The 16277-nt window shown below is 72.4% G+C and carries 13 protein-coding genes and 1 pseudogene; 2 read left to right on the forward strand and 12 right to left on the reverse strand.

What is annotated here, in order from left to right:
- Positions 1 to 14 precede the first annotated feature (14 nt).
- From H1226_RS16075 to H1226_RS16110, 8 genes are all read right to left on the reverse strand, one after another.
- A complete protein-coding gene (locus tag H1226_RS16075) occupies positions 15 to 2516 on the reverse strand; it encodes a PQQ-dependent sugar dehydrogenase (protein ID WP_373689956.1) in 2502 nt (833 codons plus the stop codon).
- Between the two features lie 100 nt (positions 2517 to 2616).
- Positions 2617 to 3663, reverse strand: a complete 1047-nt coding sequence (locus H1226_RS16080; RefSeq protein WP_258341452.1) for a substrate-binding domain-containing protein — start codon at positions 3661 to 3663, stop codon at positions 2617 to 2619.
- 27 nt (positions 3664 to 3690) lie between these two features.
- A complete protein-coding gene (locus tag H1226_RS16085) occupies positions 3691 to 4689 on the reverse strand; it encodes an ABC transporter permease (RefSeq protein ID WP_258341453.1) in 999 nt (332 codons plus the stop codon).
- The gene (locus tag H1226_RS16090) at positions 4686 to 6194 is read right to left on the reverse strand and encodes a sugar ABC transporter ATP-binding protein (RefSeq protein ID WP_258341454.1); all 1509 of its coding nucleotides are present in this window, start codon (positions 6192 to 6194) and stop codon (positions 4686 to 4688) included. Before H1226_RS16090 ends, H1226_RS16085 begins: the two co-directional genes overlap by 4 nt.
- Positions 6191 to 7339, reverse strand: coding sequence for a Gfo/Idh/MocA family protein (locus H1226_RS16095; protein ID WP_258341455.1), 1149 nt, complete (start codon positions 7337 to 7339; stop codon positions 6191 to 6193). The genes H1226_RS16090 and H1226_RS16095 overlap by 4 nt, the downstream gene beginning before the upstream one ends.
- Positions 7340 to 7446: 107 nt before the next feature.
- Positions 7447 to 8631: an ROK family protein gene (locus H1226_RS16100; protein ID WP_258341456.1), complete on the reverse strand. Its 1185-nt coding sequence runs from the start codon at positions 8629 to 8631 to the stop codon at positions 7447 to 7449.
- Between the two features lie 436 nt (positions 8632 to 9067).
- Entirely contained in the window at positions 9068 to 10075 is a 1008-nt protein-coding gene (locus H1226_RS16105; protein WP_224977412.1) for a sugar phosphate isomerase/epimerase family protein, read from the reverse strand.
- A gap of 156 nt (positions 10076 to 10231) precedes the next feature.
- The gene (locus tag H1226_RS16110; RefSeq protein ID WP_258341457.1) at positions 10232 to 10369 is read right to left on the reverse strand and encodes a hypothetical protein; all 138 of its coding nucleotides are present in this window, start codon (positions 10367 to 10369) and stop codon (positions 10232 to 10234) included.
- Positions 10370 to 10782: 413 nt separating this feature from the next.
- Between H1226_RS16110 and H1226_RS16115 the strand changes: the two genes are divergently transcribed.
- A complete protein-coding gene (locus tag H1226_RS16115; RefSeq protein WP_258341458.1) occupies positions 10783 to 11559 on the forward strand; it encodes an E3 ubiquitin ligase family protein in 777 nt (258 codons plus the stop codon).
- Positions 11560 to 11829: 270 nt separating this feature from the next.
- The gene (locus H1226_RS16120; protein WP_258341459.1) at positions 11830 to 12609 is read left to right on the forward strand and encodes an isocitrate lyase/PEP mutase family protein; all 780 of its coding nucleotides are present in this window, start codon (positions 11830 to 11832) and stop codon (positions 12607 to 12609) included.
- 154 nt (positions 12610 to 12763) lie between these two features.
- Here H1226_RS16120 and H1226_RS28345 read toward each other — a convergent pair.
- From H1226_RS28345 to H1226_RS16145, 4 genes and pseudogenes are all read right to left on the reverse strand, one after another.
- A pseudogene (locus tag H1226_RS28345) lies at positions 12764 to 13260 on the reverse strand (flavin reductase family protein).
- On the reverse strand, positions 13257 to 13571 hold the full coding sequence (locus tag H1226_RS16135; RefSeq protein ID WP_258341461.1) for a DUF4387 domain-containing protein: 315 nt from the start codon (positions 13569 to 13571) through the stop codon (positions 13257 to 13259). Before H1226_RS16135 ends, H1226_RS28345 begins: the two are co-directional and overlap by 4 nt.
- Positions 13568 to 14920: a DUF1446 domain-containing protein gene (locus H1226_RS16140; RefSeq protein ID WP_258341462.1), complete on the reverse strand. Its 1353-nt coding sequence runs from the start codon at positions 14918 to 14920 to the stop codon at positions 13568 to 13570. Before H1226_RS16140 ends, H1226_RS16135 begins: the two co-directional genes overlap by 4 nt.
- Entirely contained in the window at positions 14917 to 16266 is a 1350-nt protein-coding gene (locus tag H1226_RS16145) for an NtaA/DmoA family FMN-dependent monooxygenase (RefSeq protein WP_258341463.1), read from the reverse strand. The genes H1226_RS16140 and H1226_RS16145 overlap by 4 nt, the downstream gene beginning before the upstream one ends.
- Positions 16267 to 16277: the final 11 nt, after the last annotated feature.

Here is a 16277-nt window from a genome sequence, read left to right on the forward strand (position 1 = left end):
CACCGCCACGCTGATCAACGGTCGCCGCGCGCCCGCGCCGACCGGTCGTCCGGGGGCACGGGCCGGGACACCCCGTCCCCGGTGAAGTGCACCGCGTCGAGCGCGAACAGCTCGGTGCCCTCGCCGCGGAACACGAAGAACAGCGCGCCGGAACCGCCCGGGTCGAGCACCGGGGACGACGGCACGTCCACGTGCTCACCACCGGTGCCCGCGATCTCGACCGACTGCAGCAGTTCCCCGTCCACGGCACCGGCCCGCACTTCGATCACGCCGCCGTCCCCGGCCGCCGCGACGCGGTAGCCGATGCCGTCGACACCGGTCAGGTCCACCGGGTCGATCGAGATCCAGTCGCCGTCCTCGACGGCACCGACCTCCCGGCCACCGGCCGCATCCGGGTTCGCCACGACCTCGACGCCCTCGGCGTCGGTGAAGAACTCGGCCTGCTTCTCCGCGGGCTGCAGCACCACGCGGTCGCTGCCGGTCACCGGCGGCAGGTCTTCGGCACCGCCGTCGGTGTAGTCGGCGGTGAGCACGCCGAACACGTTCGCGTCCAGCCCGTGGCCCTCGTCGGCCGGGGTCTCGATGACGCCTTCGCAGCCGCGTTCCTCCTTGAGCGGGTGCGCGTGCGTGTCGTGGCCGAGCGCGTAGCTGACGGCGACCCGGGAGCAGTCGATCCGCTCGTCCTCGGCGTCGGTGACGCTGACCCGGAACGGAACCTCCTCGCCGAAGGCGAACACCCCGCCGTCCGGCGGGAGTTCCACCCGCACCTGCGGCGGCGTGTTACCGACGACGATCTGCACGCTGGCGTACCCGGTCTTGCCGGTCTCATCGGTGACGGCGAGCTTCGCGGTGTGCGCGCCGCGCTCGTCGTAGGTGAACGACACCGGGCCCGGTTCGGTCGAGTCGACGACGCCGTCGCCGGTGAAGTCCCACGCGTAGCTCAGCTCGCCGCCGTCGGGATCCGCGGTGCCCGCGGGGTCGAAGCCGACCGTCAGCGGTGCCTGCCCGGCGGAGGTGACGTCGGCGGCGAGATGCGGCCGCGGGGTCTTCGCGTCCGGGCTGTGCTCGATGCGGTACAGCGCCGAGTCGTCCGCCCCGCCGAAGTAGCTGGAGCCGTAGTCGAGCACGTACAGCGCGCCGTCCGGGCCGAACTCGACGTTCATCGGCCGCACCAGGTCCATCGAGTCGAAGAACGGCCGGATCGCCGCCAGCGACCCGTCCTGCCCGACCTCGAACTCCTTGATCCAGCCGCGGTCCCACTCGTAGTTGAACGCCTTCCCGTCGTAGTGCGCCGGGAACTTCAGCGGCTCGTCCAGGTCCGGGTCGAAGTGGTACACCGGTCCGCCCATCGGCGATTCCGGTCCCGCGCCGAGTTCGGGGACCGAGTCGTCGTCGTAGGCGAGCCACGCGGGTTGCGCCGGCGGCAGCTCAACGAGCCCGGTGTTGTGCGGGCTCTCGTTGCGCGGCGCCGCGCAGTCGAACGGCTCGCCGGACTCGCCGGTCGCGAAGTCGTGGTCGACGAACGGTTCGTCGTCACCGATGCAGTACGGCCAGCCCAGGTTCTGCGGTTCCCGGATCAGGTCGTACTCGACGATGCCGCCGGGTCCCCGATCCGGGTCGGCGGCGCCCGCGTCCGGCCCGTACTCGCCGAGGTGGATCCAGCCGGTGCGCTCGTCCACGGCGAACCGGAACGGGTTGCGCAGGCCCATCGCGTAGATCTCGGGCCGGGTCCGCTCGGTTCCGGGCGGGAACAGGTTGCCGTCGGGGACGGTGTAGGTGCCGTCCGGTTCGACGTGGATGCGCAGGACCTTGCCGCGCAGGTCGTTGGTGTTGCCCGCGGTGCGCTGCGCGTCGAACGCCGGGTTGCGCTCGGGGCGTTCGTCGATCGGCGTGTAGCCGTCCGAGGAGAACGGGTTGGTGTCGTCCCCGGTGGACAGGTACAGGTTCCCGTCGGCGTCGAAGTCGATCTCGCCACCGGCGTGGCAGCAGGTGCCGCGGTTCGCCGGGACGCGCAGGATCTCCTGCCCGGCGTCGAGGTCGAGCGCGCCGTCGTCGGTGAGCGGGAACCGGGACAGCGAGTTGTAGCCGTCGAACGGCGCGAAGTCCGCCGCGGTGCCCTCCTCGGGGGCGTCGCCCTCCGGGGTGTCCAGCGGGGGCGCGTAGTACAGGTACACCCACCGGTTCTCGGCGAAGCCGGGGTCCACGGCGACGCCCTGCAACCCGTCCTCGTCGTGGTTGTAGACCGGCAGGTGCGCGGCCAGCGTGGTGGTGGCGTCCGGCGTGGTGAGGAAGACGTCGCCGTCGCGGGAGGTGTGCAGCACGCGGCGGTCGGGCAGCACCGCCAGCGCCATCGGCTCGCCCAGCTTGGTCTCACCTCGGGCCAGCGTGATCTGGTCGAACGCGGTGTCCGGTGGTGGCTCGGCGGTCGCGGGCGGCAGGGTCAGGGCGGTCGCGGTCACGACCGCGAAGGTCGCGCAGGCGACCGATCCGGGTAATCGCACCAGGAGGCTCCTCATCTTCGCGGTCCCGGCGGCGGTGCCGGGACGGGTCGGGTGGTCCGCCCGGTGGCGGTGCGGAAGCCGCCGGGCGTCGGGATTTCCGGTTCGCCGGGTCCGCTCACGAGGCGAACCCGACGTCCAGGTACTGGTCGACGTTCTGCCGGGTCACCACGGCCGAGTAGGTCGTGATCGCGCGGGGGATCTCGTGCTCGGCGAGGTCGCCCATCCCGCGCGCTTGGCCGAGCAGCCGGGCCAGCGAGATCGCCGAGGAGCACATCGACGGGTTGTAGAGCACCGTCGCCTGCACCACGCCGTCGCCCGCCTTGATGCGGTCCATCATGTTGCGCGAGCCGGCGCCGCCGACCAGGAAGAAGTCGTCTCGCCCGGCGGCCTGCACCGCGGCGAGCACGCCGATGCCCTGGTCGTCGTCGTGGTTCCACACCGCGTCCAGCCGCGCCGCGGCCTGCAGCAGGTTCGTCGCCTGCCGCTCGCCGGATTCGGCGGTGAAGTCGGCGGCGACGCGCCGCGATACCCGGATCCCGTGCCGGGCGAGGCCGTCGCGGAACCCGGCGCTGCGCTCCTGGGTCAGCGGCAGCGAATCGGTGCCCGCGATCTCGGCGACGACCGGGTCTGTGACGCCGCGGCGCCGCAGCTCGGCGGCGATGTGCTCGGCGGCGTTGACGCCCATGCCGTGGTTGTCCCCGCCGATCCACACCCGGTAGGCGTCGGCGGAGTCGAAGACGCGGTCCACGTTGACCACCGGGATCCCGGCGCGGGTGGCGCGGCGAGCCACGTCGGTCAGCGCCTTGCCGTCGGCGGGCAGGATGACCAGCACGTCGACCTGCTCGTTGATCAGCGTCTCGACCTGGGCGACCTGCTGGTTGACGTCGCTGCTGCCCTCGGTGGGGCGGAACGTGACGTCCGGCAGCGCTTCGGCTTGCGCGCGGGCGTTGGTGGTCATGGCCGCCATCCAGCCGTGATCGGCGGCGGGCGCGGAGAACCCGATGGTCACCGGGGCGCCGGGGGCCGCGCCGTCACCTCCGGCGGCGACGGCGGCCGGTCGTTGCTGCTGCGGCGGATCGTTGGCGAGGCACCCGGTCAGCAGCGCGGTCGCGCCGAGTGCGCCGGTGCCGAACAGGAATCCACGACGAGGAGTTGCGGACATGGCGGTCTCCGGGAGGGGAGGAGGGGTTCAGCGGAGGGCGGTGCCGCGGCGGCGCGTGCGGGCCTGCAGCAGCACGGCGAGCACGATGATCGCGCCCTTGACGATGTTCTGAACGTCGGTTTCGAGGTTGTTGAGCGTGAACACGTTGCTCAACGTCGTGAAGATCAGCACCCCGAGCACGGTGCCGGTCATGCTGCCGCGCCCACCGGCGAGCAGCGTGCCGCCGATGACGACGGCGGCGATCGCGTCCAGTTCGTAGTACAGGCCGTTGGTGGAGGCCCCGGAGGTCGTGCGCGCCACCACCATGATCGCGGCGATGGCGCAGCAGAACCCGGCGAGCGCGTACACCAGCGCGAGGTGCCTGCGCACGTCGATCCCGGCCAGCCGGGCGGCTTCGGCGTTGCCGCCGACGGCCAGCGTGCGCCGCCCGAACGTGGTGCGGTTGAGCAGCGTCCAGCCGCCGGCGAACACGGCGGCGAAGATCCAGATCAGCACCGGGACGCCCAGCAGGTCGGCCTGGAACACCGCGCCGAACGCGGGGACGTCGACGACCTGCGTCTGCCTGCCGCTGATCCGCTCGGCCAGCCCGCGCGCGGAGGCCATCATCGCCAGCGTCGCGATGAACGGCACCACCCGCCCGTAGGCGACGAGCAGCCCGTTGACCAGCCCGCACCCGGTGCCCACCAGCAGCGCGCACCCCACCATCGCGAACGCCCCGTACGACTGGGTGGCCCAGGTGGTCATCCACACGCTGCACAACGCGACCATCGAGCCGACGGACAGGTCGATACCGCCCGCTGAGATCACGAAGGTCATGCCGACGCTGACCACGCCGATGGCGGCGGCCAGCCGCAGCACGGTGGAGATGTTGCCCTCGGTGAGGAACGCGTCCGGCCGGGTCGCGTAACCGACCGCGCACAGTCCGACGAGGACGAACACCAGCGCGGTCAGCCGGATGTCCGCCCGCGCCCACCAGCGGCTCAGCCGCGAGGGGCGGGTCGAGGCGGCGAGAGCCTGCTCGTTCATCGCGCACCCTCCACGACCAGGTCCAGCACATCGGATTCGGTGAGCTCACCGGCGGCGGCGGTGCGCACCGCGGTGCCGTCGCGCAGCACCAGCACCCGGTCGGCCAGCGCCAGCACCTCCGGGATGTCGCTGGAGACCACCACGATCGCGAGGCCTTCCGCGGCGAGTCCCCGCACCAGCGCGTACAGCTCGGCCCGGGCACCGACGTCGACGCCGCGGGTGGGTTCGTCCAGCAGCAGCACGCGGCAGCCGCGCAGCACCCACCGGCCGATGACGGCCTTCTGCTGGTTGCCGCCGGAGAACGCGGCGATCGGCCGGTGCGGGTCGGCGGGGCGCAGCTGGAGCCGGTCGACGATCTGCCGCGTCGCGGCGATCTCCCGGGCGCGGTCGACGAATCCGAACCGGCTGAACCGCGCCAGCGCGGCCAGGGTGGTGTTCGCGGCCAGCGACAGCCGCGGCAGCAGCGCCTGGTCCTTGCGCTCCTCCGGGGTGAGCCCGATCCCCGCGGCCACGGCGGCCGGGACCGAGCCCGGCCGCACCCGGCGGCCGTCCACTCGCACTTCCCCGGAATCCGGTGCCCTGGCGCCGAAAACGGTCTCCAGCAATTCGCTGCGGCCGCAGCCGACGAGACCGGCGATGCCGACGATCTCGCCCGCGTGCGCGGTGAGGCTCACGTCCGCGAACTCGCCGCGGCGCCCGAGCCCGCGCACCTCCAGCACCGGGCGCCCGGTGGCGGAACCGCCCGCCGCCTCGACCTCCGGTGGCACGCCGCCCGTCATCAGGGCGACGAGCTCGCCGGTGGTCACCTCCCCCACCGGGAGCCCGGCGGCGACCGTGGCGCCGTCCTTGATGACCGTGACGCGGTCGGCGATGCGGCGGATCTCCGCCATGCGGTGGGAGATGTAGACCACCGCGACGTCGTCGGCGGTGAGCTCGCCGATGACGCGGAACAGGTTGTCCACCTCGCCCGCGGACAGCGACGCGGTGGGCTCGTCCATCACGATCAGCCGCGCCTCGTAGTGCAACGCCCTGGCCATCGACACCAGCTGCCGCACCGCCGCGGGCAGGCTCCCGACCGCGCGGTCCGGGTCGATCTCCGGATGTCCCAGCCGGGTCAGCAGCCGCGTCGCCTCGGCGCGCGCCCGGCCGCGGCGGGTGAACCCGGCGGTGGCCCGCTCGTCGCCGAGGAAGATGTTCTCGGCGACGCTCAACCCCGGCACCAGGTCCAGTTCCTGGTACATCGCGGCGATGCCCCGCCGCAGCGCGCCCGCCGGGGAGCCGGGCGCGACCTCCGCGCCCAGCCAGCGGATCGTGCCGCCGTCCGCGGGGTGCGCGCCGGAGAGCACCTTGATCAGCGTGGACTTCCCGGCGCCGTTCTGCCCGAGCAGGCAGTGCACCTCGCCCGGGCGCACCCGCAGGTCCACCCCGTCCAAGGCGCGCACGCCCGGGAACACCTTGACGATGCCGGACATCACCAGCACGTCGTCCGCCCGCGGCCGGGTCATCTGCCGCCTCCGACCGGTGTCCACCTGCTGTGGTCGGCGGCGCTGCGCTGCACCGCGTCGAGCACCCGCTGCACCCGCAGCCCGGCGGCGAAGTCCGGGCTGGGGCTGGTGCGCTCGCCGATGGCGGTCACGAAGTCCCGCAGCTGGTGGGTGAACGTGTGCTCGTAGCCGAGCACGTGGCCCGGCGGGTACCAGGCGCGCAGGTACGGGTGATCGGCCTCGGTGGCCAGGATGCGGCGGAACCCCGCGGTGGCCGCGTCCTCGGTCGCGTCGTAGAAGGACAGCTCGTTCATCGACTCGAAGTCGAACGCGAGGCTGCCCGCGCTGCCGTTGACCTCGACGCGCAACCCGTTCTTGCGCCCCGCGGCGTAGCGGGTCGCCTCGAAGGTGCCGAGCGCGCCGCCGCCGAAGCGGGCGGTGAACATCGTCGCGTCGTCCACCGTCACCGGGCCGGTGCGGTCGGTGCCCGCGCCCAGCGGCCGTTCGGCCACGAAGGTGTCGACCAGGCCGCAAACGCTGGTGATCTCGTCGTCCAGCAGGAACTGGGCGAGGTCGACCAGGTGCGCGCCCAGGTCGCCGAGCGCCCCGGATCCGGCGCGTTCGGCCTGCAACCGCCAGGTCAGCGGGGCCTGCGGGTCGAGCAGCCAGTCCTGCAGGTACTGGGCGCGCACGTGCCGGATCCGGCCCAGCCTGCCCTGCGCGACCAGCGTCCTCGCCAGCGACAGCGCGGGAACCCGGCGGTAGTTGAACCCGACCATCGACCGGATCCCCCGCTGCCGCGCGCGTTCCGCGGCGTCGGCCATCGCGACCGCTTCGGCGACCGAGTTCGCCAGCGGCTTCTCGCACAGCACGTGCTTGCCGGCTTCCAGGGCGCTCATCGCGATCTCGGCGTGGCTGTCGCCGGGGGTGCAGATGTCGACGACGTGCACGTCGTCGCGCACCAGCGCGGATTTCCAGTCGTCGCTGGCCTCCCGCCAGCCGAGCCGGGCGGCGGCGTGGTGCACGGCGTCCTTGCGGCGCCCGCACAGCACCACCATCTCCGGCCGGACCGGGAGGTCGAAGACCCGCCCCACGGTCCGCCACGCCTGCGAGTGGACCACTCCCATGAAGGCGTGGCCCACCAGGGCGACACCGAGTGCGTTCATCCCGTCCTCCTGTCGTGCGGAGCGCGTCCAGAGCGGTGCGCGAAGCGGGGTGGTGCTGCGGGAGCTCGGGCGGCTCCTCGCCGATCGGTGTGCCGGGGATTCCCCGGTCACGGCGCGGCTGCGCCGCCGAGCACGTGGTCGCTGATCAGTCCGGCGGCGCCGACGACGCCGGCGGTCCCGCCCAGTTCGGAGAGCGCGATCGGCAGGCTGCTGGTGGCCAGCGGCGTGGATCGCCGGTAGAGCTCGCTGCGCACCTCCGCCAGCAGCGGGTGGCCGAGCCCGGCCACTCCCCCGCCGACCACGATCATCGCGGGATTCGCGAAGTTCACCAGCCCGGCCAGCACCGTGCCCAGCCGCCGCGCGCCCTCGCGCACCAGGCCGAGCGCCAGCGGATCGCCGTGGCGCATCGCGGTTCCCACGTCGTGCGCGGTGAGCACGTCGCGACCGGCGAGCAGTTCCCGCAGCTCCGGTGATTCGCCGCTGCGCGCCAGCGCGGTGGCGTCGCGGGACAGGGAGGCGCCGCTGAACCACGCCTCCAGGCACCCGGTCCGCCCGCAGCCGCACACCGGCCCGGTGTCGTGCACCGCGATGTGCCCGATGTCCCCGGCGCTGCCGTTGCTGCCGCGCAGCACCCGGTTCCCGGTGATGATGCCGCAGCCGATCCCGGTGCCGATCTTGACGAACAGGAAGTCCGGCACCGAACGGCCCAGCCCGCGGTACATCTCGCCGAGCGCCATCAGGTTCACGTCGTTGTCCACCAGCGCCGGCACGCCCAGCCGCTGCGCGAAGTACTCCCGCACCGGGTAGCGGTCCCACCCGGGCATGATCGGCGGGGAGACGGTGAACCCGTCCCGGAAGCTCACCGGACCGGGCACCCCGACGCCCACGCCGTGCAGGCCCGGCAGGTGCCCGGCGACGCGCATCTCCTCGACCACGTCGACGGCGCGGCCGAGCACGGCGTCCGGACCGTCCTTGATCTCGATGCCTTCGCTGGTGTGCGCGACCAGGTCCAGCAGTCCGTCGGTGACCCCGACGTCCAGCGAGGTGGCGCCGATGTCGATGCCGACGAAACGCAGCCGCCGGGACAGCTGCACCAGGCCGGAGCGCCGCCCGCCCCGCGAGGCGGCCTTGCCTGCGCGTTCCACGAATCCGAGTTCCTGCAACCGGGCCAGCTCCTGACCGATCTTGGAGCGGGACAGCGACACCTGCGCGGCCAGTTCCGCCGCCGCTTGGGCGCCGCCGAACCGCAACGAGGTCAGCAGGCGAGCTTGGTGTGCGTTCTCCGGTTGCACCGACTACCCCACTTCTTGCGCGGAGCGTACGAAGTTCGTCACAGAGTAGGCGAACGTTTTCTCCTGCGGTCAAGGAGAAATCGGCGATGTCCCCCGGATGTCCGCTGCCCGGACGGGTGCAGCCGACCGCGTCCGTTCGGGCGCTGCCCGGGGAATCCGGAATGCGGGGGGAAGAACGCGCCGTCTCGCCCGGAACTCCTCGCCGAGTCCACAGTGGAACGGCAAGGGCGCTGCGGGAACACCGGTCCGGACCGCCGATCGCCGACCAGCGGGCCACCCGCCATCGCGCCGAGCCGCCGCAGCGCCGAAGGATCCCTCGCCGACTGGGCCGAACGCGCCATTCCGCGCAAAACGGACGCGAGTTCCGCGGTGCCCCAGGAGCGGAGAACGGCGCCGCCGTCGAGGTGACGGCGACGCCGGAGTTCCGCGGACGCGCCTACGCCTCGGTGCTGAACGCCGCGTCGAAGGCGACCGCGGGCGGCTCGATCGCCGCCAGCTTCCGGACGAACGCGAGCGCGTCCGGGGCGCCCAGCATCCGGTCCATGCCCGCGTCCTCCCACTCCACCGAGATCGGCCCGGAGTAGCCGATCGCGTTGAGCCCCCGGAAGATCGGCTCCCACGGCACGTCCCCGTGCCCGGTGGAGACGAAGTCCCAGCCGCGCCGCGGATCCGCCCACGGCAGGTGCGAGCCGAGCCGGCCGTTGCGGCCGTTGAACTGCTTCACCGACTCCTTGCAGTCCACGTGGTAGATCCGGTCCTGGAAGTCCCACAGGAACGTCACCGGGTCCAGGTCCTGCCACAGGAAGTGGCTCGGGTCGAAGTTCAACCCGAACGCGGGGCGGTGCCCGATCGCCTCCAGCGCGCGCCGCGTCGTCCAGTAGTCGTAGGCGATCTCGCTCGGGTGGACCTCGTGCGCGAACCGCACCCCCTCCTCGTCGAACACGTCCAGGATCGGGTTCCACCGCTCGGCGAAGTCGGCGTAGCCGCGCTCCACCATCTCCGCCGGGACCGGCGGGAACATCGCCACGGTGTGCCAGATGGAGGAGCCGGTGAACCCGACCACGGTGGACACGCCGAGCTTCGCCGCCGCCCGCGCGGTGTCCTTCAGCTCCTCCGCCGCACGGGTCCGCACGCCCTCCGGTGCACCGTCGCCCCAGATCCGGGACGGCAGGATCCCGCGATGCCGCTCGTCGATCGGGTGGTCGCACACCGCTTGACCCACCAGGTGGTTCGACAGCGTCCACACCTCCAGCCCGTGCGCGGCGAGCAGGTCCAGCCTCCCCTGCACGTAGTCGTCCTCGGCCAACGCCCGGTCCACCTCGAAGTGGTCCCCGGAGCAGGCGATCTCCAGCCCGTCGTAGCCCCATCCGGCGGCCAGCCGGCACACCTCCTCGAACGGCAGGTCGGCCCACTGGCCGGTGAACAACGTGACCGGTCTCGGCATCGTGATCTCCCTTGCTCGACGGCGGGGAAGGAGCACTCACCGGGGGCCGCCGACCTCGCGGCGGAGTCGGTCCACATCGGACCGACCGGGCGCACGGCGCCCCGCATCCCGGGACACCGCCCATCTTGGAGGAGGCGGGGAGCAGATGCCAGGGGCTCAGTGCGCCGTGGGCACCAGTCGGCTCCCGGCGACGCCTTGCCCCAGCATCTCGCCACCCGGATCGAAGGTGACGGCCAGCATGACGTCCATCAAGGTCCCGACCTGCTGGTCCGGCACCGAGGCGCCACCGACCATCCGGACAGGTCGTCCTTGCCTCGGTAGAACGCGTGCAGCGCGCCATTCCCGTCCCGGTGCACACGCGCATCGGATCGCACACCGCCCTCGACGGTCGCGACAGTGCGGCCGTCGGGACGGGGACCGGCCCGAACGCATCCACCATCGAATCCCCCGACTCGACTTCGTCGACACCAGTGAAAGGTGTTGATCACGAGAACACCGCCACAATCGATCACGCCTGCGTCGAACGGCCGATCGCATGCTGTGAACGGTCGATCACCTCCGGTGAACGGGTGAACCGGGCGCCGGACCGCCGAAAGGGATCGTCGAGAATCCGATCTCGCAGCAGAACTTCCGATCCGCACCTGCCGGTGCGGTGCGCCGAATACGATCTCCGACCGCAGGGTGGGGGCGAAGGACGGGAACGGGACATGTGGCTGGTGGGATTGGTCGTGGTGGCCCTGGCGGTCGCCGGGTTCTTCTGGATGCGCCGCACCCGCGGCGAACTCCACGCGATGATCGGCACCGAGACCTCCACGATCGACGAGCTGGAGGAGCTGCGCCGCATCTCCGATGACCTCGGCGCGCGCGGCGGGTTCCGCAGGACCGCCGAGGTCGTCGGCGCCGCCCACCCCCGCCCGGAAGGCCTGCTCACCGCCGCGCTCAGCGAAGCGCCCTGCGTCTGGTACCGCTACCAGGTGGAACGGATCTACGAGCAGGTCGAGCAGCGCGACGGCCGGACCAGGCGGGTCCGCAAGACCGAAACGGTCTCCGAGCACACCTCGGAGGAGGGCTACGCGCTGATCGACGAGCAGGGCCGGACCATCGGGATCGCCCCGGCGGGGACGAAGCCCGAGGGCGTCGAGCAGTCGGTCGAGCGGTTCGAACCGCACAACGGCGGCGGTGGCGGATTCAGGTTCCAGCTGGGCGGGTTCAGCTTCGGCGACCGGAGCTCCACGATCGGCATGCGCTACAAGGAATGGCTGATCCGCCCGGGCACCCGGCTCTACGCGCTCGGCGAGGTGCACGACGCCATCGGCCCGCTGGTCCTCGGGAAACCGCAGGAGAAGGGGCACTTCATCATCGCCGCGAAGACCGAGCGGCAGCTGCGGGAGGAGCGCACGAAGCGGCACCGGCTGCTCGCCATCGGCGTGCCCGTCGCGTTCGTCGCGGGCGCCGCCCTCACGATCTTCGACCTGGTGCGCTGATCCGCGCAGGTCACGGCGCCGGCGGCTGCGCACCGCAGGGCAGGGCATACTGCTGTCGGTGAACCTGCTCGGTGAGTTCTTCGGCTGTTTCCTGTCAGCGGCGAAGCCGATGAGCAGCAACCACCCGCAGGTTCTCAGCGGTTCCCTCGCGAGGACAGCGATCTCTCCTGTGGCGGAGCCACCGGGGACATCGATCCCGCAGCGAGGGAACCGCTGAGGTTCCGCCACCCGAGTGCTACGCAACACGAGTTCGGAAGGCAGGCAGTTCACATGACATCGACCGCCGACAAGGCCGCACGGCTGCAGGAACTGCACGCGGCACCCGAACTGCTGCTCGTCGTCAACGCGTGGGACGCGATCACCGCGAAGGTGGTGGCCGAGACCCCGGGCACCAAGGCGCTGGCCACCCCGAGCCACGGCATCGCCGCCTCCCGCGGCTACCCCGACGGGGAGCGGATCCCGCGCGACGAGATGATCGCCGAGGTCGGGTTGATCGTGCGCGTCGCCGGGGACCTGCCGGTGACCGCGGACCTGGAGGCCGGGTACGGCGACCCGGGCGGCACCATCGCCCGCGCCATCGACGTCGGCGCCGTCGGCGCGAACCTCGAAGACCAGATGAAACCGCTGGACGAGGCGGTGCGGGCCGTCGAGGCCGCGGTCTCCGCCGCGCGCTCGGCCGGGGTCGACTTCGTGCTCAACGCGCGCACCGACGCGTTCCTCAAGGCGGGTGACCGGGACCCGGAGGCGGTGCTCGACGAGGCGATCACCCGGGGCCGGGCCTACCTGGACGCGGGCGCGTCGAACTTCTTCGCGCCCGGCAAGCTCACCGAGGACCAGATCTCCCGGCTCGTCGCGGAACTGGGCGAGCGCAAGGTGAACATCATCGGGGTGCCCGGCTCGGTGCCGCTGGAGACCGCGCAGCGGCTCGGGGTGTCCCGGGTGTCCTACGGGCCGTGGAGCCAGAACGTGGCGCTCACCGCGCTCGCCGAACTCGCCGAGGACGTCTACGCCGGAGGCGGCCTCCCCGAGAACACCCGCAAGCTCAACTGACGTCCCGGGTGAGTGGCCCGTTCGCCCATTCCCGTTGGGCGGGTGGGCCACTCACCTCGCTCGGAGCATCCGGCGCTGGTGCAGCAGCGCGGCGGAGCGGTGATGCCAACCATGACTCTCCTTTCGAGCACGGGACTTCGGCGCGGGGCGGGCGTCAGCCGGGCAGCAGCGATCGGTAGGTGCCGCCGTGGAACACGAGCGGTTCGGCGTCGGCGGCGATGCCGGTGGCCAGCACGCGCAGCAGCACGATGCGGTGGTCCCCGGCGGGCAGTTCGTCGTGCGGGGTGCATTCGAACCAGGCGGCGGCGTCCTCCACGAGGACCGCGCCGCGGTCGGTGGCGTGCCAGCGCACCCCGCGAACCGGTCGGCGCCGCGCGCGGCGAGCCCGCGGCTGAGCTCGCCCTGCCGGGCGCCGAGCACGCTCAGCCCGAGGCTCGGCAGCCGGGCCAGCCGCGGCCAGGTGGTGGAGGTGCGCTGCACGCACACCGACACCAGCGGCGGTTCCAGCGAGACGGAGGTGAAGCTGCTGGCGGCCATGCCGACCGGTCCGCCGTCCAGCCCGCACACGGCGAGCACCCCGGCGGGCACCGTGCCGAACACCTCCCGCAGCGCGGAGGTGTCCCGGACCGGGTGCAGCGGTGGGCGGCTCATGCGGGCACCTCCAGGTCGAGCAGCGGCGCGTGCTGCTGAGCGCCGAAGGTGTCCCGCTCCCCCGCGCCGCCCTGCGCACCCGGCCGGACCAGGGTGAGCTTGAAGGCGAGCGCGGGGGCGAAGAACGTGCACACCCGCACCTGGTCGACGCTCGTGCGGTAGAGGGCGGCGAGCCGTGCCGGGGTGAGCACGCCGCTGTCGCGCACCCGCGCGAACGTCGCCTCGTCGGTGAACATCACGTCGAAGGTGATCTCGTAGGGCCCGGCGTTCTTGCTGCGGACCACCTTCGCCAGTTCGCGCAGCGCGGTCATGCGCCGACCTCCTCGCGCACCACGGCGTGCTCGATGCCCTCGGCGTCCACCAGGTGGTAGAGGCTGAACGCGCACACCGGTCCGATCGGGTTGTCCAGCGGGGTCAGCGGCAGCGCCAGGTTCCCGGCGGTGGCCAGCTGACCCGGGTAGTTCAGGTGCAGCACCCCGACCCGCGCGCTGGTGCAGATCGCCTTCGCCAGTTCCGGGGTGGGCGCGACGGCTTCGCCGAGCACCCCGACTTCGTGGCCCGGCACGGGATGCGGTTCGCGGTCGCCCATCACCGCGTCCCGGCCGTAGACGTGGAACCGGACGGTCGCGGTCCCGTCGGCCAGTTCCGGGTGCAGTGCGGCGGTCTCCGCCTCGACGCGGGCGAGGAAGTCGTCGAGCTGCCCGATGAGGACGGGATCGTGGATGCCGCCGATGAACACGCAGCGGTGCCCGGTGATCCGGGCGCCCTCCAGCTTGAGCAGCCGCCGCTCGGTGGGTTCGAACCGGCTGCCGCGGACCCGCACGGTGCGCTCGTCGAGCTGCTCGTAGTCGCAGCCGCTCACGTCGAGCACTCCGCCGGGCCCGGCGAGCAAGTCCGGTCTGCTGTTCTCGTAGAGGGTGTGCGCGGCCACCGACAGCGGGGTGCAGCGCTGCTCGGGCCCCATCGGGCGGATGTCGAAGGAGTCGGCGCGGGCGGTGGCCAACGCACCGCCGCCCTTCGGCTCGGCGCACACCCCGCCGCATTCGAGGATCTTCCCGAGGTGCCAGGCGATTCCGGGTTCGACCCCGCGCGGCACGAGGAACGCGGCGTAGGGCGCCGGGTCGTAGGCCCGCCCGGCGACGACGACGTCGACCGGTTCGGCCAGCGCCTGTTCGAAGGGTTCGGCGCCGATCTGCGCCACCACCGCGAGCGTGTCGTCCACATCGGACTCGGTGGGCAGTTCGCCGCGCACGTTCGGCTCGATCCGGCCCTGCGCCAGGCGGTCCCGCACCAGCCCGTGCGGCACCTGCGAGTGGATCGCCGCGACGCGCAGCGAGATGCCCTGCTCGGCGGCGATGCGGCCCAGCAGCGCCACCATGCCGTCGACCTGCTCGTCGGTGCCCGCCCCGCCCGCCGAGCCGATGAGCAGCGGAATCCGGTGCCGGTGCACGGCGCGCACCATGGGGCGCAGGTCGCGCAGGTAGGACTCCTCGGTGACCAGGGTGTGCCCGAGCCCCAGCATGGACGGGCCCGGATCGGTCGAACCGGAGTCGACGACGATGGCGTCCACGCCCTCGGCCACGCACGCGTCGAAGTCCGCTTCCCGGTAGCCGTAGCCGAGCATCCCGACCGGCGAGAGCACGGTGAACTCGCCGCTCATGCCGGTACCCCGTCCACCGCCGGGAGTCCGAGGTTGCCGCGCAGCGTCTCGGCCGCGTAGTCCGGGCGGACCAGGCCGCGGCGGCGCAGCTCCGGGGTGACGAGCCGGGAGAAGTCGTCGTAGCTTCCGGGCACCGAGGCGGCGGCGAGGACGAACCCGTCCCCGCAGGTGCCGTGCAGCTCCTCCAGCCGGTCGGCGACGACCTCGGGTGTGCCCGCCACGATCTCGGCCTCGCGCAACCGGCCGCGGCCGGAGAACTCCACGAAGTCCCGCACCGACGGGTTCTCCTTGCCGCTCAACGTGATCACGCGATCGCGCAGGCCCTGGTAGGACATCGCGCGCAGCTCCGCGTCGGTGAACGGCTCCTCGTAGGGCCGGGCGCCGAAGTCGGTGTTGAGCGCTTCGCACAGCAGCGCCAGCCCGTCCTCCTCGCGGGCGAGATCTTCCAGCATCGCCTGCTTGCGCTCCACGAGCTCCGGGGTCTCCGCGGTGACCACGTTGATCAGCGGCGCGATCACCACCGAATCCGGATCGCGGCCCGCGTCCTCGATCCCCTGGCGCAGCCGGGCGTAGGTGCGGGTGCCGGATTCGACGTTCGCGAAGTGGGTGAAGATGACGTCGGCCCAGCGCGCCGCGAACTCCTGGCCGCGCCCGCTGGCCCCGGCCTGCAGCAGCACCGGCCTGCCCTGCGGCGATCGCGGGACCGGGAAGGTGCCGTGCGAGGTGAAGAACCGCCCGTCGTGGTCGAGCCGGTGCACCTTCGCCGGGTCGGCGAACTCGCCGCTGCGCTTGTCCACGCTCAGCGCGTCCGGTTCCCAGGTGTCCCACATGCGCGTGACGATGTCGACGAACTCGTCGGCGCGCTCGTAGCGCAGGTCGTGGTCGAGGTGTTCGGTGCGGCCGAAGTTCGCCGCCTCCGAGTCGTTCAGCGAGGTCACGATGTTCCACCCGGTGCGCCCGCCGGTCATCAGGTCGGCGGTGGCGAAGTGCCGGGCGATGTGGAACGGCTCGTAGTACGTCGTCGAGTAGGTGGCGGCGACGCCGAGGTGCCGGGTGGCCATCGCCATCGCCAGCATCACCACCGTCGGGTCCATCTTGACCGAGCGGATGCCGTGCCGGACGGCGAGCTCGTGGCTGCCCCGGTAGATGTCGGGCATCGCCAGCCGGTCGTCGAAGAAGGCGAGGTCGAAGCCGCCGTCCTCCAAGGTCCGAGCGATGCGGGTGAAGTAGTCCGCGGTGAGGAAGTCGCTCGCCGAGCCGGGCGCACGCCACGACCCGACGTAGTTGGAGCAGTTCTGCGCCTGGAGGAACGCGATCAGCGCCATGCTCCGCGGTGAGCTCGTCATCAGCACTCCTG

The sequence above is a fragment of the Saccharopolyspora gregorii genome (genome assembly GCF_024734405.1).
Lineage (GTDB): Bacteria > Actinomycetota > Actinomycetes > Mycobacteriales > Pseudonocardiaceae > Saccharopolyspora_C > Saccharopolyspora_C gregorii.

Coding starts and splice junctions, on each gene's coding strand:
- H1226_RS16140 (WP_258341462.1), bottom strand. CDS start 14,920: ATGAGCGGCGAGTTCACCGTGCTCTCGCCGGTCGGGATGCTCGGCTAC.
- H1226_RS16120 (WP_258341459.1), top strand. CDS start 11,830: ATGACATCGACCGCCGACAAGGCCGCACGGCTGCAGGAACTGCACGCG.
- H1226_RS16075 (WP_373689956.1), bottom strand. CDS start 2,516: ATGAGGAGCCTCCTGGTGCGATTACCCGGATCGGTCGCCTGCGCGACC.
- H1226_RS16095 (WP_258341455.1), bottom strand. CDS start 7,339: ATGAACGCACTCGGTGTCGCCCTGGTGGGCCACGCCTTCATGGGAGTG.
- H1226_RS16080 (WP_258341452.1), bottom strand. CDS start 3,663: ATGTCCGCAACTCCTCGTCGTGGATTCCTGTTCGGCACCGGCGCACTC.
- H1226_RS16115 (WP_258341458.1), top strand. CDS start 10,783: ATGTGGCTGGTGGGATTGGTCGTGGTGGCCCTGGCGGTCGCCGGGTTC.
- H1226_RS16105 (WP_224977412.1), bottom strand. CDS start 10,075: ATGCCGAGACCGGTCACGTTGTTCACCGGCCAGTGGGCCGACCTGCCG.
- H1226_RS16085 (WP_258341453.1), bottom strand. CDS start 4,689: ATGAACGAGCAGGCTCTCGCCGCCTCGACCCGCCCCTCGCGGCTGAGC.
- H1226_RS16135 (WP_258341461.1), bottom strand. CDS start 13,571: ATGACCGCGCTGCGCGAACTGGCGAAGGTGGTCCGCAGCAAGAACGCC.
- H1226_RS16145 (WP_258341463.1), bottom strand. CDS start 16,266: ATGACGAGCTCACCGCGGAGCATGGCGCTGATCGCGTTCCTCCAGGCG.
- H1226_RS16090 (WP_258341454.1), bottom strand. CDS start 6,194: ATGACCCGGCCGCGGGCGGACGACGTGCTGGTGATGTCCGGCATCGTC.
- H1226_RS16110 (WP_258341457.1), bottom strand. CDS start 10,369: ATGGTCGGTGGCGCCTCGGTGCCGGACCAGCAGGTCGGGACCTTGATG.